The sequence below is a fragment of the bacterium genome (assembly GCA_024742285.1).
Classification (GTDB): domain Bacteria; phylum Myxococcota_A; class UBA9160; order UBA9160; family UBA4427; genus UBA4427.
In genome coordinates this window covers 77,309-94,692 of the sequence record JANSYR010000009.1, presented here as the reverse complement: position 1 = coordinate 94,692, position 17,384 = coordinate 77,309, and the positions used below count along the sequence as shown (strand labels likewise).

The following is a 17,384-nucleotide window of genomic DNA, read 5'->3' as shown; positions in this document are numbered from 1 at the left end:
TCCTACTCGTACGAGAAGCGGGTCTCGAGCGGGGCGTCGAGTCGCTTGCCGTCGCCCTCCAGGTAGGGATAGACGAAGTAGTTGAGCGTACGGCCGCGATGGTCCTCGCCGAGCCGCAGATCGCGACCGCGCGAGAGCTGGAGGCGATCCGCCGGGTGGGTCCCGTAGAAGAGCTCACGCTTGTCCGGGTGCTTCGAGGCCTCGCTCGCGTCGATCGGAACCCACCCTTCGCCGGGCAGCCAGAACTCGACCCAGCAGTGATAGCCCGCGATCGTGCCGGATTCGCGATCCGCGGGAACCGGGAAGCCCATCTCGAAGCGCGCCGGAATCCCTTCGGTTCGCGCCAGCGAGATGAAGAGCGAATGGAAGTCGGTGCAGTTGCCGTAGCGTTCGTTGCAGGCCCAGAACGTGTCGCCGTTGCCCCAGCCGGTTCCCGTCTTCTTGTACTCGACGTTGTCGACGACCCAGTCGTAGATCGCGCGGGCGCGTTCCGACTTCGATCCGCCCGGGCTCGCCGCGCGGATCTCTTCGAGGATCGGCTCGAGGACCGGATGGCCGACGGGGACCCGCTGGTCCGGACCGAGGAAGGCCTTCGCCGAGTCGGCGTCGCCACGCTCGTCCCCGGCGCGGACGACCGCGCGCTCGACGTCGTAGCGAACGGCGACCCGGAAGGGCTTCGCCCGCTTCGCCGGAAGCTCGGCGACCCAGTACTTGTTGCCGTGACGCGCCTCGCGGCCGAAGCGGCCCTCGACGCCCTCACTGGCGTCGAGGTCGACGGAGAGGATGCGTTGGCCAGTCGTGTCGTCGGCGATCGGAACGAAGAGCGTGAGCACTTCGGCACCTTCGACCTCGGCCGGAACGACCACTTCGTACTCGAAGGCGAAGCGACGACCCGCGCCCTCTCCGTCCTCGAGCGCCGTCGCGACGAGGGCAGCGAATGCGAAGATGAGAACGAACGCGGCGGAGGCCGTCTTCCGCATCTCAGCCATGGGCCTTCGGGAGCACGTCGTTCACGAGGGTCTCGAGGGACTCCCACGCGTACTCGATCGGCATCCCGCCACAGAGCGGCTGCGTCATGATCACACCGCGGGTCTTGACCGCTTCGATCGCTTCTTCGACGGAGAGGATCTGGTAGTTGCCGTTCTCGGCACGCAGATCCTCGACGGTCGAGGCGATGCTCTTGGTCGCGGAGTCGATGTCGTCGCCCATCCATTCGGCGTAGGCCTGGGCATCGTGGAGCAGGTGCGGCCCCCACTTCGCCCACGCGGCGTCGGGATCCTTCGCCACGAACGCGGAGAGCGGCGCACCGTCGGTCGGATTCATGCAGAGTCCGGGCTCGATCCCTTCCTCTTCGCAGGCTTCGAGGTAGTAGCGCTCGAGGTCCGGGTCGGTGCCCATGCCGAGGATGCCGAGGCCGAGGCGCGCGGCGCGACGGGCGGAGGCGGCGACGCCGCCGCCGAGCAGGAGCGGCGGTCCACCCGGCGTGTGCGGAAGCGGCGTGACCTTCGCGAGGCGACCCTCGTACTCGACCTCTTCGCCCTTCCAGAGGCGCTGCATCACGCGGATCGATTCCTCGAGCCGCTTGCCGCGTCCCTTCATCTGTTGGCCGAACATCGCGTACTCCGCCGGCACGTATCCGATCGCGCAGACGTAGGTGACGCGACCGCCGGAGACGATGTCGAGGACGGACATCTGCTCGGCGAGCTCGATCGGATCGTGGAGGGGCACGATCAGCGCGGCGATCTGGAGCGGGACCGTCTTCGTCCGCGCCGCGATCGCGCTCGCCAGGATCATCGGCGCCGGCAGATAGCCGTCCTTCGAGCGGTGGTGCTCGCAGACCTGGATCGACACGCATCCGCGGGATTCCGCCCACTCCGACATTTCGATCGCCGCCGCGTAGAGATCTGCCCTGGGCGCCCCGAACTCGGGCGCGCGCATGTCGAAGCGCATCGTGAACATCGTCATCTCCTCTCGGCTCCGCGAATCGCGGAGGGCCATTCATCCTAGGCCGGCTGCGCGCGAGTTGCCGGCCCGATCGTGACCGCATCCGACACACCCCCTGCCGATGGTTCGGGGACCCCCATCCAGAGAGAGGTCCCGCCCGTGCCGCACCTGCTCGCCCTCCCCGAATCCCTGTCCCAATCCCTCTCGGCCTTCGTCCCGGCCCTCGAAGGCGACGCCGCCCTGATCGCCGGCTGGGCCCTCGCGATCGGCCTCGTGGTCGGCCTGGGCCTCGGCGCGCTCCTGGGGGCGGGCTTCGTCTCGCTCGTCCTGGGCCGATCCCAGGCCCGGCTCCGAGACCGCTTCGAGTCCCTCTCGAACGAGGCGCTCGACCGGAGCAGCGACCGTTTCCTGGCCCTCGCCGGCGAGCGCCTCGGCGCCGCCACGCAATCGAACGAGCAGGCGCTCGAGCGGCGCGAAGCCGCCGTCGAAGCCCTCGTCCGGCCGCTGCGGGAATCCCTCGACAAGGTCGACGAGAAGCTTCAGCGGGTCGAGACGGAACGCGAAGGCCACTACCGATCGCTCACGAGCCACCTGGAGCTCGTCGCGACCAACCACCGCGCCCTCGCCTCGGAGACCCAGGGCCTCCGTCAGGCGCTCGGCACGCCGAACGTGCGCGGTCGCTGGGGTGAGCTCCAGCTACGCCGCGTCTGCGAGCTCGCCGGCATGCTCCCGCACTGCGACTTCCAGGAGCAGGTGACCCTCGACGATCCCGATCGCCGTTCGCGGCCGGACCTCGTCGTGCGGCTCCCCGGTGGACGCTCGATCGTGGTCGACGCGAAGGCCCCGCTCCAGGCCTACCTGGCCGCCGCCGAGTCCCAGGACGACGCCGAGCGCGAGACGCTCCTCGTGGAGCACGCGCGTCACGTGCGACGTCACGTCGACGACCTGAGCGGGCGTGCCTACTGGTCCAGGCTCGAGGGGTCGCCCGAGTTCGTCGTCCTCTTCCTGCCCGGAGAACCCTTCTTCGCGTCGGCCCTCGCGACGGATCCGGAGCTGATCGAGCGAGGCGTGGGGAAGAAGGTGCTGCTGGCGGGGCCCACGACGTTGATCGCGCTCCTCCGGGCCGTCGCGTACGGCTGGCAGCAGGAAGCGATGGCAGAGAACGCGTTGGCGGTCTCGAAGCTCGGCCGGGAGCTCTTCGAGCGGATCGTCGCCTTGAACGATCGCTTCTCGAACCTGGGCAGGAAGCTCGATGGCGCCGTCGAGGCCTACAACACCGCGATCGGCAGCCTCGAGACCCGGGTCCACGCCTCCGCCCGACGCATGGCCGAGCTCGGGATCGCGAACGCCGAAGACCTGGGCCGGACCCCGCCCCTCGAGAAGGCGACGAGGCGGATCGAGCCGACCCCCGAACGCTCCGCCCCCACGAACGAGGCTTCGCCTCCGATCGCGAACGGCGTCGCCTAGCGAAAGGGAAAGCGTCCTCTGGTAGGATCCCCCTCGCATCGTGTCCGATGCGGGAGGGTTTCGATGAGTGCGATTTCCGACCGGTCTCCCGGGGAGCCGGCCAAGGCCTCTGATCTGATGGTCGAAGCCCTCGAACGCGAAGGCGTCGAGTACGTCTTCGGGATCCCGGGTGAAGAGAATCTCGACATCCTCGAAAGTCTACGTCATTCGAAGATCCAGCTCGTCCTGACGCGTCACGAGCAGGGTGCCGGCTTCATGGCCGCGACGATCGGTCGTCTGACGGGCAAGATCGGGGTCTGTCTCTCGACCCTCGGACCGGGGGCGACCAACTTCGTGACCGCAGCGGCGTACGCCCAGCTCGGCGCGATGCCGATGATGATGATCACCGGCCAGAAGCCGATCAAGAAGAGCAAGCAGGCGCGGTTCCAGATCGTCGACGTCGTCGAGATGATGCAGCCCGTGACCAAGTACTCGCGTCAGATCGTGCACGGCGCGAACGTGCCGTCCGCCGTACGCGAGGCGATCCGCCTGGCTGAGGAGGAGCGCCCCGGCGCCGTCTGCCTCGAGCTCCCGGAGGACATCGCGGAGGAGATGGTCGACGACCCCTTCTTCTTCAATCCCGAAGCGGCACGTCGACCGGCAGCAGAAGACAAGGCGATCGCGCGCGCGGTCGCGATGATCGAGAAGGCGAAGCGTCCGCTCCTGCTCGTCGGCGCCGGCGCGAATCGCAAGCGCACGAGCAAGCAGCTCACCCGCTTCGTCGAACAGACCGGCATCCCCTACATCTGCACCCAGATGGGCAAGGGTGTGATCGACGAGCGAAATGACCAGTATCTCGGAACCGCCGCCCTCTCGGACAACGACTCGGTCCACGACGCCGTCGCCGCCGCCGATCTGATCATCAACGTCGGCCACGACGTGATCGAGAAACCGCCCTTCTTCATGTCCGAGGACGGCTTCGAGGTCCTTCACATCAGCTTCGCCTCCGCCGAGGTCGACTCGATCTACTTCCCCCAGCTCGAGGTCGTGGGCGACATCGCGAACGCCGTCTGGCAGATCAACGAATCGATCGCGAACCAGGACCACTGGGACTTCTCGACCTTCCGGGACGTGAAGGCCCAGGTCGACGAGCACACCAGCGAGAAGTCCGACGACCCGCGCTTCCCGCTCTGCCCCCAGCGCCTCGTCGCCGACGTGCGCAAGGCCATGCCCGACGACGGCATCATCTGCCTCGACAACGGCATGTACAAGATCTGGTTCGCGCGCAACTACCGCGCCTATCAGCCCAACACGATCCTGCTCGACAACGCGCTCGCCACCATGGGCGCGGGTCTGCCCTCCGCGATCGGTGCGAGCTTCGTCTACCCGGAGCGAAAGGTCCTCGCGATCTGCGGCGATGGCGGGTTCATGATGAACTCCCAGGAGCTCGAGACCGCCGTCCGGATGAAGCGGGACGTGACGACCCTGGTCCTGCGCGACGACTCCTACGGCATGATCCGCTGGAAGCAGGACGACGCGGACTTCCAGGACTGGGGCCTCGAGTTCGGCAATCCCGATTTCGTGAAGTACGCCGAGAGCTACGGCGCCCGCGGCTTCCGCGTCGAGAAGACCGACGATCTGCTGTCGATCCTGCAGAAGTGCCTGAAGGAAGGCGGCGTGAACGTGATCGAGTGTCCGATCGACTACGCGGAGAATGCGAGCCTCGGGAAGAAGTAGGATGCGCGTCCTCCTGCTCCTCGCCGCCGTCGTCGCCCTCGCCTCCATCGGCGCGACCTCCGAAGACGGCTATCGCCGCACCTGCACCCTGGACAAGGGGTGCTACGAGCCGCCCAGGGATCCATGAGGTTCCCGGTCGCTCACGAAGACTTCGAGGGGCGAAACCTCGAGGTGCGGATCGAGGGGTTCTTCGGGTCCGCGAAGCTCTACGACGGAACCGCCCAGGTCTCCGGGCGCGGCAAGTTCGTCCTTCGCGACAACCACGGCGAAGAGCGGGAGATCAAGTTCAAGGTGAACTGGATCGACCCGATCCCCACCGTCGTGATCGACGGGACCGAGATCCGCGTCGCGCGCGCGCTCGAGTGGTACGAGTACGTCTGGATGGGCCTCCCGGTCATGCTGGTCGTCAGCGGCGGCGCCCTCGGAGCGCTCATCGGTCTCTCGGCCGCCTACTCCAGTGCTCGCATCTTCCGCAGCGATCGCCCCGTGGTCTCCAGGTATGCGCTGAGCGCAGTTGCCTCGGCAATCGCGCTCGTCGTCTTCGCAGTATGCGCGGTCGCCTTCCAGCTCGCCCTGGAGGCCTTCCGGGACCCGACCTCGAAGGCGGCCCTCGACGACGTCGCGACCGCGACGAACCGTGACCTGCCAATCATGATCGACGAACAGACCGAGTTCTACGAAGCCGAGGGTCTCGAGGGAGTCCTCGTGTTCAAGTATCGGGCGCCGGCCGCCGTTTTCGAGGGCGTCGACCCCGCCGTTTTCGCGGCCCGGATGAAGCCCATCGTCGGCGAGAACGTCTGCGCGGACGAAGAACTCCGGCGGGACTTCATCGACCAGGGCGTCGTCATCCGATTGGCCTACTCGACGACCGCGGGAGATCCGATCGCCTCGATCGACGTGGCCGCCTCGGACTGCGAGTAGGCCGCCGATCGCTCCGGCGGCATCCGGAGCGTCAGCGCCTAGTATCCAGCCATGATTCCGCCGACGATGCGCCTCGCCGTCCAGCTCCAGATCGCCTACGGCGTACTCGTCGCGCTGTGGCAGATCGTCGGCCTCTGGCGTCTCGGCCAGGGGGAGCAGGCCCTCGGCCCGACCGCGTCGGGGAACGTCGCGATCTTCGCGGTCGCGTCGACCGGCGCGCTCTATGCGCTCGTCCGGGCGTTCCCGGGCGTCTACGTCGCGATCGCGTCGCTCCTCGCCGTCCCGGCGCTGCTCACGATCCAGAACGCGCTCGTGGCGGACCCGTCGCTCTGGCCGTCGCCCTGGGCGAGATGGGGTGGCGTGGCGCTGAACGGGCTGGGTGTGCTGGCGCCGACGCTCGCGTTCATCGGGTGGCGACAGATCCGGGAAGGCCGCTCCGACCCGGCAGGGCCCTTCTGAGCATGATGTCGGGGACGCGGACCGAACGGATCCTTGCTTCGGGCCTCGCCCTCGCGATCAGCGCGTGCGCCCTGGCTCCGCGATCCGCCGAACCCGTCTTCCACCTCTGCGCATCGAACGTGGCGGCGGTCCGCGCCGACCCCGACGAGACTTCGGAAATCGAGGTCCAGCTACGCTCCGACGGACGACGCGCGTTCGAGCTCTTCGCGAAGCGCCACTACGGGCAGCCGATCCACCTCGTCGCGGGCGACACGGTGGTCGGTGAGATCAAGGTCCTCTTCGGCTTCCGCACGGGGCGGCTGACGTTCGATGCCGAGGACGGACGGGTGCGCGAAGTCTTCGAGGCGCTGGATCCGCCGCCTGTAGCGCCGTGTGGAGAGGATCGGCTCGAGGCTGGGCTCGGCATCGACGATCTCTACGGTCCTCGATGGCAGCGAGGGCAGCCACTCGCAGGCCGGGTCGATTGAAACGTCTCGCTGGATCACGCATGATCGACTCGTTCGAGAATACTCGCGAGATCGAACCCGATCGAACCAGGTCAGGCATGCCATGACCCGCCGCTTCGCCAGCCTGACCGCCCTTTCCATGGTCCTCCTCGCGTGTGAATCCGCCCGGATGTACGCCGGCCCCGAACGCGAGTCGAGTGAGATCGCTGTCATCGAGACGCGAGATCGCGCAAGGCTCGTCAGTGTCGACGGCAAAGACGTCGGGACGAGCACCGCCCAGGTCCTGCCCGGCAGGCACGTTCTCGGGTTCTCGCGAAACGCGGGGCGGGGGATGTTCGGGACTCCCATCGTGTCGATGACCTGCAGCATCGCCTTCGAGGCGGAGGCGGGTTCTCGCTATGCCTTCCGTGCGCCACTCCGGCGGAGGCAGGTGTCAAGAGCAGGTCGTGAGATGGGATTCCGGTGGACCGTCTACGCCCTGGAGCCGTCGTTCATCCGCGATGACGGCATGGAGCTCGAAGGCCTCGAATGCGATTCGACCTGTCGACTCGTCGGAAAGGCGCAGAACGAGGAGCGGAACGAACCCTGCCCTGACGAAGACAAGTCACCCTACGAATCGAGTCTCCGGGACCCTGGATTCGGGCCCGAGAATGACCGACGGACGCAGGGCGTCTTCGATCAGTGGAAGCGCGAATGCGATCGACGCGGAGGCCGCGCGGGCGCTGAGTTGGCGGAATGCCTGACGATGATGTCCGCGAACACAATAATCTTCCGACTCGCGGACGGACGAATCTTGGCGTTCGTGCCTCGCGAAGAGACCAAGGCGCTGCCGGGCCTGCGACGTGACGCTCGCGGAACGTGTGCAGCACTCGGAACCGTCGACACGCTCGAACAGTGTCTCTCAGGATTCGGTTGGGTCCGTCTCGAGGAGTAGCCCTGCGCCCGGAGTCAGCGTCGCTCGTTGACCTGGACACGCTTCCGCAGGGGCCGGGCACTTGCGTTGGTGAAGAGCGACACGCTCGCGAGCTTCTCAACCCCCGCTGGCCGGTTCGATCACTGTATTCGTCCCCCCAGATGCGGCTCGACTGCGTCTGCCTTCCGCCCCAACCGACCGTGCTAACCGGTAGCACTGCAGGCAGCCAGTGGGCGGCTATCTGGCGGCCAGCTAGTTATGCGGCATGCTAAGCAGATGAGATACGTCGTTGCCGGATCGATCGTGGTCGTCGCCGTGCTTGTGTCGCTGTATGCGTACTCACCATTCGTGATCACCTGGGCGGAGACGATCCCAAGCGGCGTTGAATACCAGGTCGATGATCCGAAGTCGGTCGAGTTCGCGTTGATTCACGCATACCGAATCGGTCGGAACGTCGTTCAAGGATCTTTCGAGACGCCGCTCTCGATTCAATCCTCGTTTCTACTCGTGGTGGCGACTGCGCTTGCGGTCATGATTCTTCGAGGCAAAAACGCCGAATAACAAGCCGCTGCACCTGGCGGGCGGTTGGCCTTGCGTGCGCGGCCTCCGCCGCCCAGACTTCCAGCTGTACGCCGAAAGAGGTCGGCTCATGCCACCTGGCGGCAGACTCTGAACATTGATCGGACCGACGCCGGCGAAGCCCGCAGGTGATCGGCTGATCCGTTATGCGGAAGACACCGACCGCATGAGCCGAATCTCGACCGCGGCAATCGTGATTCTCTTCGTAGCCGTCGGCTGCGACCCGATGTCGCCGTCGAGCTCCAGACGCGAGCTGAATGCGCACATGATCGAGGTTGCTCGAGATGCCGGGTGGGAGCTCGAGAAGCCCCATTTGATCGACTTCGAGCTCGTCTTCGACACATACGAAGCCGCGTCCGAAGCCTGCGAATCACTCGGAAATATCGGCTTCGCCTCGGAAGTGATCGTCGATCAGACGAGCGGGGCGTACGACTGCCATGCGAGAAAGCGCTTCGTTCTCTCCGTGGAAGAGCTGAACGCCGAGAGTGCATTGGTCGAAGAGACCGCCGAAGTCCACGGCGGAGTCCTTGTGCTCTGGTCCCCGGTCTCTGAGCCCTAGGTCCGCCGAATAGCAAGCCCATGAACCTGACAGACAGTTGGCCGAAATTGGAACGGGGCTCCGCGGCCTCCTGACGCTCCGCGTCCAAGGCCGCTCGTGCCGCTTCGCTACGATCGCGATACCTCGATCAGCCCGCGCCGGCGAAGTCTGCAAGTGATGGGCTGATCCGTAGTACGGCATGCCCTGCGAGTGACGATGACCGTATCGACACGCTTCCTGCCGATACTCATTCTCACATTGCAGCTAGTCAATGGCTGCGCGTCATATCCGCCATGCTCCGCGCGCGAATGTGAGAATGCATCATCTGTGAACCTCGCCGGCACGTTCTCCGAGGCAGTTGTTCAGTTCAGTTGGGGCGAAGCGCAGATCGAACTAGACCGCGGGCTGGTGCAAGATCGGATCGAGGAAATGATCGACGAGGGCCGATTGAAGCCGCACGCCCTCTCGTCATTCGACGAGCTCGCCGATCGCTCTCGCCAGATAGCGCTTCTCGACGAATCCAGCCGGCGCTATTTGCTCCGGTTGGTGGTCGATTCGCTCGAAGCGGGCCAGGGGCGACTTGAAGTCCGCGGCGTTCCGACTGCTACGCTTCGATTTCGAGACTCTCTGGACGAGTGCGGAAATCGATCCCGCCAGTACTGGTCGGAAGACGGAACACGATTCGCGACTCGCCTGATGATGACCGTCTACTCGTGCCCGGACGCGCACGCCGAATAGCAAGGCGCTGCACCCGACAGACAGTTTCTCGAGTTTGCAACGGGGCTACGCCGCCCCTGACGCTTCGCGCCCAAGGCCGCTCGTGTCCATGGGCTACGATCGCTGTACCTCGAACCGTCCTCCCCGGCGAACTCCGCCGGTGATTGGCTGATCCGTCACGCGGCATGCGCAGACTATGCTGATCCGAAACGTTCGCTCGAATCCTGCATCCGTCGGCGGGAGGCCGCTCCTGACGTTGGCCTTCGCTGTGTTGGCTGCCGCGGGCTGCGTTCAAGCGCAGTTCGAACAAACGAAGCAAGCCAGAGCCGACTACCGAGAGTGTCTCGAGGCTCACTCGCATGAACCCGAGCGCTGTGAGTCTCTCCGCCAAGCGGCGAGTCGCGAGTGGGAGCAATACGAAGAGAACGCTCGTCAGGAGTGTCGCGAACACGACATCTGCGGCGAGACCTGGCATCCCTAGCACCATCGACGACCGCCGAACAACAAGCTCTCGAAGCCGACAGGGCGTTGGCTGGCGATGTGCGACCTCTTCATCCCCATCTCGGCTCCACCGAAAAGGCCGCTCGTGCTGTGCTCGCGACGACCTGGATCTACTCCAGATGGCGACGATGGCAAGCGCCGCAGGAATTTGACTGATTCGTTGTACGGCTTCAGCTCAGCCTTCGCTCGGTCGATCCGTAGCATGTGAGCGCTGGCCGGAACGCGAATCATCGAGATCTGAGTCTTCGAGATCTTCCCTCAATCCTTGGTGGCGCCGCAGCGCTCGTGGGGTGGGGTCTACTCTTCGCGGCCGGCTACCTGTGGACGGGAATCGCGATCGGAACCGTGGGAATCTTCGTGTTCGTCGTGTTGATCTCAGAAGAGGACATGGCGCGACACAGCGGAGAGCCTGAGCAGCTCGGAACCTCTTCGCTCGGCCGAACCCTGGCTCTCGCGCGATTCGTTGTACTCGTGCTTCCCGGGCTGGTCGTCGCGTGCGATCGGATCTTCCGCTGATCCCCGCCGCAGCCGCATAGCGAGCCTCTGAACCCGTAAGACATCTTCCTGAGTCGGGTATGGAGCTCCGCGGTCTCCCGGCGCTTCGCGCCCAAGGTCGCTCGGGCCGACAGGCTACGATCCCCTTACCTCGATCAGCCCACTGCGAGGAAGGAGGTGGTCCCTACGAAGGTCCCTGACTTCGCGACGCACTACTACGACGGTCGACGACACCCCTTCCAGAACCTGAGTGACCTGGAAGGGAATACACTCGACGACGTTCTTCGCGATCTGAGCCGAGACTCGCGATCCGACGACGCGTACAAGCGCACCTACGGCCCGAAGTACATGGACATGCGTCGGCGGACCGAGTCGCGCCTCCGGCAGATGTTCGAGACCCGAGGCGGCATGACGGAGCGGGCATCTCCACACTACTTCTGTCTCGGGGAGTGCCGTTGGTTCGCCGGACTCTATCCCGACACGCGCGCGATTCGAATCGACCTGAAGGACCTACCGCCGCGATCGACCTCGGTGACGTACCCCGACAGCTTCGTGGCGATGGCGCTCAGTCTCGAGTTCGGATTCCCACAAGAGCCGAAGCCCTATCATGAACAGGTGTTTCTGCTGGATGAGATCCCCGCGATCGCCGAGCGGTGGGGACTCCCCGATCCGCAACTCGATCTCGCGTACGACGGGTACCACCGACGTCCCTTCGAGATCTTCGTCGAGATTCAGGTGTGGTCGGACGATCCCGTGAGTCGATATCTGACGGGCGAGCCTCCAGCCGCATGAAAGGCCTTCGTCCTGGCGGTCGATTCGCCCAGAGGATCTCGGATCTCCGCGGCTTCCTGGCGCTTCTCCTTCGAAGCCGATCCCCTCACAGGGCCATGATGGTCGGACCTCGATCAGTCTGCCCCGGCGAACTCGCGGCGGATCGGCTGATCCGGCATGCGGTATGCGGTATGCGGCGACGCGGCAGACCGAGGTCGGTCCACGTGAAATTCTTCGCCGTGTATCTCGGTGGCTGCACGATGATCGTCTTCCTGTTGACGATCGCTGGCTACTGGGGTCTTCGTGATCAGAGTGGCCTGGTGGGAGGACTCCTCGGATCCTTCACGGCCGTGCTCCTCATCGCGTTCGTAGACGCCTTTCAGCGAGTCGCACATTTCCCTCGACTGGACCTGGCTTCGAGATTTCTGCTTTCGGTTGCCGCCCTCGGACTCTCTCTGGCATTGCTTCCAGAGTGGTTCTCGTTCGGATCGATGGGTGGCTTCTTTGGGATCTCTGCCGGTGTCGTCTGTGTCGGATCGCTGACTCGCGGATAGGCCTCTCCGCATGCTGCGCGACAGGCCGCTGCACTCGCGACGCCCTTCGTGCCGCTCGACGCCCGAACGCCTACCTTCCAGGAGAAGGCTGGAACGAACCTCGAGAGCACGCGCTGCGCGACTCGACGGACGAGACCAACGGTGGATCTTCACACTCGGTGGCAGCAAACCTGGCAACGCGTAGGGATCGAGGCTCCGACGGGGCTCTTCGAGGAGCTCGTCGCGGCCTACGACGAACCCCACCGCGCGTATCACACGACCGACCATCTCGCCGAGTGCTTCGGCCAGCTGGACGGTTCACCGGCGACGCTCGCTGATCGCGGTGCGCTGGAACTCGCGATCTGGTTCCACGACGCGATCTACGACACCAAGGCCTCGGACAACGAAGCCCGAAGCGCCGACTGGGCCTCGACCGCGATCGGGGGGATCGGTGCCGCCCGGACCGAGGCCGTCGCACGCCACATTCTCGTCACGGCGCACACGGGAGTCCCCTCCGACGACGACCAGCGGCTGCTGCTCGACATCGACCTCTCCATCCTGGGCGCGGCCAAGGATCGCTTCGGAGCCTACGAAGAGCAGATCCGACGGGAATACGAGTGGGTCCCAGAAGACGCGTACCGAAAAGCGCGAACCAGGATTCTCTCCCACTTCGCAGCGCGCCCGAGGCTCTACCACACCGAGTACTTTTTCGAGCGTCTCGAAGAGCGCGCTCGGCGGAACCTGAGACGTTCCCTGGATGCGCTCGCAGGCTGAGAGGCGTCGAAGGGTTCGCTCTCGTCCCTTGGATGGGCGACTCTCCCTGGATCAGAGTTATTCCGCCAATCATGCGCCCTGCCGGGCTCAGCTCCGGCGACCGAGTCGAGGTAAGGCGGGATGGAGCGGCGCGAGCACGGGCTCGCCACGACCTGAATCCTCACGGGAGTCGAACGATGGCGACGGACCGACCTGCGACCGACACGGTACTCGCGTACTTCGATCGGATCCGGAGCCGCGACCCGGGCGTCGCGGATCTCTTTCACGCGTCGGGGGCGCTGATCGGACTGGGGCGCGTGACGTCCGGAAGAGAGGCCATCCGCGCGTTCTACGCGGAGTCGATCGCCAACGCGAGCCCGACGCCCGAGCTCGTCGGCGAGCTCCTCGCTTCCGGACCACGGGTCGCTGCGGAGATCCGGATCGCGCTCGCCGACGGTACGTCGATGCACGTCGTCGATCTCTTCGAGGTGGAGGCGGGGCTGATCCGTTCGCTCACCTACTTCGTGGCGGACCACTGAGCGCGGGAAGCGAAGCCGACCCGTCCGGCGGCCAACGGGTCCGAGCGCCCGAAGCCGCGAAAGACGACCTGAATGACGCAGTCGACCGAAAGGCTGGATCGACGATGACCCTCTTCGAGTACCTCGCGATCGCCTTCTCCCTCGTGTTCTCGTTCTCGGCGATGCGTCTCGTCGGCGGCCTTCCCCACGCGCTGGATCCCGAGCGTCGATTCTGGATCCATCTCGCTTTCGTCTTCTGCAAACTCTTCGCGACCGCCGTCGTCTTCTGGGCCTTCTGGCTCTACCGGGACGTGGAATGGACCTTTCCGGCCTTTCTTCTGGTCCTCGCCAACCCCGCGCTCCTCTACTTCAACGTCTGCGCGCTGATTCCCGACGACCCGAGTGAAGTCACTTCCTGGCGGAGCCACTACTTCGCCGTGCGCCGACGATTCTTCTCGGGCGTGTGTCTCTGGGTCATCGCCATCGGATCCGCCGGAACCTTCGTCCTCGGGATCCCGCTGCTCCATCCCTTGCGAGGCATCCAGGCGGCCGTGCTGGCCGCGGGAGTCGCCGGCGCGCTCTCGGACGAGCCGAAGGTGCACGCCGGCCTGGCGGCGGGGCTGCTCGTCCTGCTGACGGTGATCTCGCTCGCCGTCTTTTCCCAACCGACGGGCGTCGGCTGACCGCGGCCCGCCGACTCAGTCGCGGAGCGGGTCGGACATCTCGTTCAGCCGCAGGCTCTCCGCCCACAGCCGATCGCTCGTCTCCGCATCGAAGTCGAGCGGATCGACCCGGTGCTTGAGCGACCGGTAGTAGCCACCGCTCCGCTCGGTGAGGCCGGGATCCGTCGCGACCCAGAGCGCCGTCCGCGCCGCGCGCTCGGCGCTCGGGAAGAGGCCACGGATCAGCGGCCCGACCAGGCGATAGGCGAGCCCTTCGTTGTTCGCACCGATGTTCGAAGCGACCGGCCCGGGATCGACCGCATTGACGGACACGCCGCGCCCCTCGATGCGCCGCGCGAGCTCGAGCGTGAAGTAGAGGATCGCGAGCTTCGACTGGCCGTAGGCCTTCATGATCCCGTAGTCGCGTTCGAGCATGAGGTCGTCGAGCTCGAGCTTCGCCACCCGGTAGGTGTCCGACGAGATGTTCACGATCCGGGCGGGTCCGCAGGTCTCGAGGAGAGGCAGCAGCCCGAGGGTCAGGCGGAACATCGCGAGATAGTTGACCGCGAAGGTCATCTCGTAGCCGGCCTCGTTCGTCTCGCGACCGAGACCGACGAGCCCCGCGTTGTTGACGAGCACGTGGAGCGGACGGCCGCTCGCGCGATACCGCTCGACGGCGGCATCGACGTCACTCGCCCGCGACAGGTCCGCGAGCAGGATCTCCGGCTCCTTCGCCCCGGTCTCGCGCGCGATCTCGGCACAGACCCGGCGGGCCTTGTCTTCGCTTCGCGCGTGGACGACGACTTCGGCTCCTCGCGCCGCGAGCAGCTTCGCGAGAGCGCGTCCGTGCCCATCCGTCGCGCCGGTCACGAGGCAGACGCGTCCCGTCATGTCCGTATCGAGCGGCGGCTTCGCCATCACGCCCTCCCCTGCTCTTCCCGCTCGACGCCGAAGCGTTCGCGGTAGGCCTTGAATCGTTCGTCGAGCTCGTCGCCGTCCAGGCCGAAGTCGGCGAGGGTGTAGCGATGTCGACCGTATTTGTGCTGCGGGTTGGCGCCGACCCACTGCTGCATGCGCGAGACGGCCCCCTCGGACCAGTCGAGCTCCAGGAAGTCGTAGATCTTCCGCATCGTGCCCATCGTGTCCCCGATCAGATCGAGGTAGTGGACGTCGAGGACCCGCCCCTCGCCGACCGCCTGTCGCGCGACGATCGCGCGCTCCACGCTGTTGGCCATCTGATCGGCGACCCGTCGGCCGACCTCGGCGCCGTCGACGTCGTTCGTCAGGAGGGCACCCGCGTGGGCCATCATGCTCGCGAAGGACGGGACGACCTTGCGCGGATCGCGATGGGTATGGATGACCTTGCCGTCGGGGAACACGTCGAAGAGGACGTCGAGGTTCTCCTGGTAGTGGGGCGTCTTGCCCAGGTACCGGCCGGGGCGCTGCCAGAGGAGCAGCTGGATCAGGCGGCGCACGTAGGCGTAGGGCGGACGCTGATCGATCTCGCGGATCCAACGCGTATAGGACGGAACCGAGAGCGAGGCGTCGACCGCCGGGCTGATGAAGGTCACGTCGAAGAGGAAGACGTCCTCCTCGGGCGAGTCCGCCTCGATGGGGTGGATCGCGAAGAGATCCGGGGACAGATACTTCATCCCCCACTCGGCGATCTTCGCCTGTCGCGCGCGACGTTCGAAGTCGCCGGGCTCGTTCGCGATCGGCCGGCCCATGGGCGCGGGCCGGAGGGCCTCGACCGCCGGAAGATGGCGGAGCTCGTCGGCGCAGGAGAGGAGACGGTGGAGCTTGGTCGTGCCCGTGCGCTGCATCCCGGTGATGAAGACGGGGCGATCGACGGGGAGCGTCACGAGCTCCGGATGGAGATCGCGGAGCTGGTTCAACCGAAGCCGGCACTCGAGCGCACGGACCGCGGCGCCGCGCATCACGGCGCGTCCCAGCAGGTGGAGCCCCGCCTCCTCCTCGAACGAGTAGAAGAGCCGCCGCATCGGCTCGACGAAGTCGTCGTCGCCGAAGTCGTGGAGGCCCGTGTTCCGCCTCGCCTCGGCGATCATCCGGGCCTCGTCGAAGCGCGGCACGCCGACGCCGAGCCGCGCGACCGCCTTCCACGCTCCCAGCGCCGCGCGCATCGGCAGCGGGAAGGGCGGGACCTGGCAGCCCTCGCTCACGCGCGCCCCGGGATCTCGGAGAACTTGACCACGCGGGTCGCCGGCTGCGGGTGCTCCTTCGCCCGGATCCAGCGGAAGCACATCGTGCCCCGCGCGTGCCCGACCGTGTTGATCCAGTTCGGGACGCCGGGATCCTCGTGCGCCACGACGATCCGAACGGAGCCATCCTCCTGGTACTGCGCCGTGTGCTTGTTCACGTGGATCTTGAAGTACCGGTAGTCGAGGCTCTCCATCCAGTGGTTGTCGAGCTGGAAGTTCCAGGACTCGCACTCGGGAACCTGGGCCTCGATCACGAGGGCCTCGTCGGGCGCGAGCTCCCAGTACGAGTGGTAGTAACAGATGTTCGGATCGCCCCCGGCGCCCATCGAGACCGAGTCGTCGAACTTGGGCAGCTGGTTGTTGTGGTTCGCGCGGAACCCCTGCGCCCAGTTCGAGAAGAGGGACGAGCACGCGAGCACGAGACCCGACGCCTGCTTGAGTCCGCCGTCGAGGGCCTCCGGCGTGAGCGGCGTGGGCTTGCCGTCGCCCCCGATCCGTTCGATCACGAGCTTCGCCGGGACCTCCACGTCGCGGTCGAGGAAGGTCTGGCGGACGATGAGCATCGACGTGTCCGGCTGCATCGGCAGCCAGTTGCCGGGCTTCTCTTCGCAGGAGAGCAGGATCTCGAAGTTCCCGTCCGCGTCCATCTCGATGTCGGCGACATCGAGGTGTCCCGCCTGGGTCGACTCGCCGCTTCCCGCGACGCCATCGGACTGGGTCCCGAAGTCGATGTAATGGATCGTTCCGCGCTGGCCCCGGATCCGGTAGTCGTACTGCCCCGAGATCGCGGCGGATTGGTAGTAGTTGTCGGGATTGTCGGCGCCGATCTTCGCGGTCTCGTGGACCGGGCGGTGGAGGACCGGAGCCTTCGGATCGGCGTGCTCGATGAACTGTTCGAGGGACGCACGGGTGATCCGCGAGAGGTACCGGAAGCCTTCGGAGCGATCGAGCGGATCCGTCGGAGAGCCCTCGGCGAGGATCACGTTCCCGGCCGCCTTCAAGGTGTCGCAGAACTCCTCCCAGGTCTTCCCGGACATCACGCGATCGAGACTCGTCTCTTCTTCACTCATCTTACACTCCACGCACCCGCGCAGCGTCGCGCGGCGCGCCCCACGGTACGCAGAAGCGCGCGTGAAGGCATCGTCCTTCGGCAGACCCGACCCGTCCGACGGTCCAAGCCGGCCCGATCCGGGAGCAGGAAGGCCGAAATCGTTGCGCTCGGCCCCTTTTGC

20 protein-coding genes are annotated in these 17,384 nt (G+C 66.1%); 15 read left to right on the top strand and 5 right to left on the bottom strand.

Going from position 1 to position 17,384, the window contains the following annotated elements:
• Positions 1-2: 2 nt before the first annotated feature.
• The gene (locus NXI30_16985) at positions 3-989 is read right to left on the bottom strand and encodes a transglutaminase-like domain-containing protein (protein MCR9095919.1); all 987 of its coding nucleotides are present in this window, start codon (positions 987-989) and stop codon (positions 3-5) included.
• A complete protein-coding gene (locus tag NXI30_16980) occupies positions 982-1,959 on the bottom strand; it encodes an LLM class flavin-dependent oxidoreductase (GenBank protein ID MCR9095918.1) in 978 nt (325 codons plus the stop codon). The genes NXI30_16985 and NXI30_16980 overlap by 8 nt, the downstream gene beginning before the upstream one ends.
• 144 nt (positions 1,960-2,103) lie before the next feature.
• Between NXI30_16980 and NXI30_16975 the strand changes: the two genes are divergently transcribed.
• The 15 genes from NXI30_16975 (at position 2,104) to NXI30_16905 (ending at position 13,954) form a co-directional block, all read left to right on the top strand.
• Positions 2,104-3,411, top strand: a complete 1,308-nt coding sequence (locus NXI30_16975; protein ID MCR9095917.1) for a DNA recombination protein RmuC — start codon at positions 2,104-2,106, stop codon at positions 3,409-3,411.
• Positions 3,412-3,474: 63 nt separating this feature from the next.
• Positions 3,475-5,127 (top strand): acetolactate synthase large subunit, encoded by a 1,653-nt coding sequence (locus NXI30_16970; protein MCR9095916.1) that lies wholly within the window; start codon positions 3,475-3,477, stop codon positions 5,125-5,127.
• A gap of 1 nt (position 5,128) precedes the next feature.
• Positions 5,129-5,254: a hypothetical protein gene (locus tag NXI30_16965; GenBank protein ID MCR9095915.1), complete on the top strand. Its 126-nt coding sequence runs from the start codon at positions 5,129-5,131 to the stop codon at positions 5,252-5,254.
• Positions 5,251-6,048, top strand: a complete 798-nt coding sequence (locus NXI30_16960; GenBank protein ID MCR9095914.1) for a hypothetical protein — start codon at positions 5,251-5,253, stop codon at positions 6,046-6,048. Before NXI30_16965 ends, NXI30_16960 begins: the two co-directional genes overlap by 4 nt.
• Positions 6,049-6,099: 51 nt before the next feature.
• Positions 6,100-6,507, top strand: a complete 408-nt coding sequence (locus NXI30_16955; protein ID MCR9095913.1) for a muconolactone Delta-isomerase family protein — start codon at positions 6,100-6,102, stop codon at positions 6,505-6,507.
• A 2-nt stretch (positions 6,508-6,509) separates the two neighbouring features.
• Positions 6,510-6,974, top strand: coding sequence for a hypothetical protein (locus NXI30_16950; GenBank protein ID MCR9095912.1), 465 nt, complete (start codon positions 6,510-6,512; stop codon positions 6,972-6,974).
• A gap of 82 nt (positions 6,975-7,056) precedes the next feature.
• Entirely contained in the window at positions 7,057-7,887 is an 831-nt protein-coding gene (locus NXI30_16945) for a hypothetical protein (protein MCR9095911.1), read from the top strand.
• Positions 7,888-8,142: 255 nt separating this feature from the next.
• Complete coding sequence (locus tag NXI30_16940; protein MCR9095910.1) at positions 8,143-8,427, top strand: hypothetical protein; 285 nt, start codon at positions 8,143-8,145, stop codon at positions 8,425-8,427.
• A 184-nt stretch (positions 8,428-8,611) separates the two neighbouring features.
• The gene (locus tag NXI30_16935; protein ID MCR9095909.1) at positions 8,612-9,004 is read left to right on the top strand and encodes a ribonuclease E inhibitor RraB; all 393 of its coding nucleotides are present in this window, start codon (positions 8,612-8,614) and stop codon (positions 9,002-9,004) included.
• A 306-nt stretch (positions 9,005-9,310) separates the two neighbouring features.
• A complete protein-coding gene (locus NXI30_16930; GenBank protein ID MCR9095908.1) occupies positions 9,311-9,721 on the top strand; it encodes a hypothetical protein in 411 nt (136 codons plus the stop codon).
• 1,152 nt (positions 9,722-10,873) lie between these two features.
• Entirely contained in the window at positions 10,874-11,488 is a 615-nt protein-coding gene (locus NXI30_16925; protein ID MCR9095907.1) for a hypothetical protein, read from the top strand.
• A 203-nt stretch (positions 11,489-11,691) separates the two neighbouring features.
• Positions 11,692-12,021 (top strand): hypothetical protein, encoded by a 330-nt coding sequence (locus NXI30_16920; protein ID MCR9095906.1) that lies wholly within the window; start codon positions 11,692-11,694, stop codon positions 12,019-12,021.
• 141 nt (positions 12,022-12,162) lie between these two features.
• Positions 12,163-12,774, top strand: coding sequence for an N-methyl-D-aspartate receptor NMDAR2C subunit (locus NXI30_16915; GenBank protein MCR9095905.1), 612 nt, complete (start codon positions 12,163-12,165; stop codon positions 12,772-12,774).
• Between the two features lie 176 nt (positions 12,775-12,950).
• Positions 12,951-13,292, top strand: coding sequence for a nuclear transport factor 2 family protein (locus tag NXI30_16910; protein ID MCR9095904.1), 342 nt, complete (start codon positions 12,951-12,953; stop codon positions 13,290-13,292).
• A gap of 104 nt (positions 13,293-13,396) precedes the next feature.
• Complete coding sequence (locus NXI30_16905) at positions 13,397-13,954, top strand: hypothetical protein (GenBank protein MCR9095903.1); 558 nt, start codon at positions 13,397-13,399, stop codon at positions 13,952-13,954.
• A 15-nt stretch (positions 13,955-13,969) separates the two neighbouring features.
• Here the strand turns inward: NXI30_16905 and NXI30_16900 are convergent, their stop codons facing one another.
• Genes NXI30_16900 through NXI30_16890 form a run of 3 tightly spaced genes read right to left on the bottom strand, consistent with a single transcriptional unit; the run spans position 13,970 to position 17,222 of the window.
• Entirely contained in the window at positions 13,970-14,851 is an 882-nt protein-coding gene (locus NXI30_16900) for an SDR family NAD(P)-dependent oxidoreductase (GenBank protein ID MCR9095902.1), read from the bottom strand.
• A complete protein-coding gene (locus tag NXI30_16895; GenBank protein MCR9095901.1) occupies positions 14,851-16,113 on the bottom strand; it encodes a sulfotransferase in 1,263 nt (420 codons plus the stop codon). The genes NXI30_16900 and NXI30_16895 overlap by 1 nt, the downstream gene beginning before the upstream one ends.
• Positions 16,110-17,222: a DUF1214 domain-containing protein gene (locus NXI30_16890; GenBank protein ID MCR9095900.1), complete on the bottom strand. Its 1,113-nt coding sequence runs from the start codon at positions 17,220-17,222 to the stop codon at positions 16,110-16,112. Before NXI30_16890 ends, NXI30_16895 begins: the two co-directional genes overlap by 4 nt.
• Positions 17,223-17,384 lie beyond the last annotated feature (162 nt).

What these genes read in the sequence shown, in the direction of transcription:
- NXI30_16965 (MCR9095915.1), top strand. Translation starts at nt 5,129, where the DNA reads ATGCGCGTCCTCCTGCTCCTCGCCGCCGTCGTCGCCCTCGCCTCCATC.
- NXI30_16960 (MCR9095914.1), top strand. Translation starts at nt 5,251, where the DNA reads ATGAGGTTCCCGGTCGCTCACGAAGACTTCGAGGGGCGAAACCTCGAG.
- NXI30_16985 (MCR9095919.1), bottom strand. Translation starts at nt 989, where the DNA reads ATGGCTGAGATGCGGAAGACGGCCTCCGCCGCGTTCGTTCTCATCTTC.
- NXI30_16980 (MCR9095918.1), bottom strand. Translation starts at nt 1,959, where the DNA reads ATGTTCACGATGCGCTTCGACATGCGCGCGCCCGAGTTCGGGGCGCCC.
- NXI30_16950 (MCR9095912.1), top strand. Translation starts at nt 6,510, where the DNA reads ATGATGTCGGGGACGCGGACCGAACGGATCCTTGCTTCGGGCCTCGCC.
- NXI30_16955 (MCR9095913.1), top strand. Translation starts at nt 6,100, where the DNA reads ATGATTCCGCCGACGATGCGCCTCGCCGTCCAGCTCCAGATCGCCTAC.
- NXI30_16905 (MCR9095903.1), top strand. Translation starts at nt 13,397, where the DNA reads ATGACCCTCTTCGAGTACCTCGCGATCGCCTTCTCCCTCGTGTTCTCG.
- NXI30_16935 (MCR9095909.1), top strand. Translation starts at nt 8,612, where the DNA reads ATGAGCCGAATCTCGACCGCGGCAATCGTGATTCTCTTCGTAGCCGTC.
- NXI30_16945 (MCR9095911.1), top strand. Translation starts at nt 7,057, where the DNA reads ATGACCCGCCGCTTCGCCAGCCTGACCGCCCTTTCCATGGTCCTCCTC.
- NXI30_16910 (MCR9095904.1), top strand. Translation starts at nt 12,951, where the DNA reads ATGGCGACGGACCGACCTGCGACCGACACGGTACTCGCGTACTTCGAT.
- NXI30_16890 (MCR9095900.1), bottom strand. Translation starts at nt 17,222, where the DNA reads ATGAGTGAAGAAGAGACGAGTCTCGATCGCGTGATGTCCGGGAAGACC.
- NXI30_16900 (MCR9095902.1), bottom strand. Translation starts at nt 14,851, where the DNA reads ATGGCGAAGCCGCCGCTCGATACGGACATGACGGGACGCGTCTGCCTC.
- NXI30_16940 (MCR9095910.1), top strand. Translation starts at nt 8,143, where the DNA reads ATGAGATACGTCGTTGCCGGATCGATCGTGGTCGTCGCCGTGCTTGTG.
- NXI30_16970 (MCR9095916.1), top strand. Translation starts at nt 3,475, where the DNA reads ATGAGTGCGATTTCCGACCGGTCTCCCGGGGAGCCGGCCAAGGCCTCT.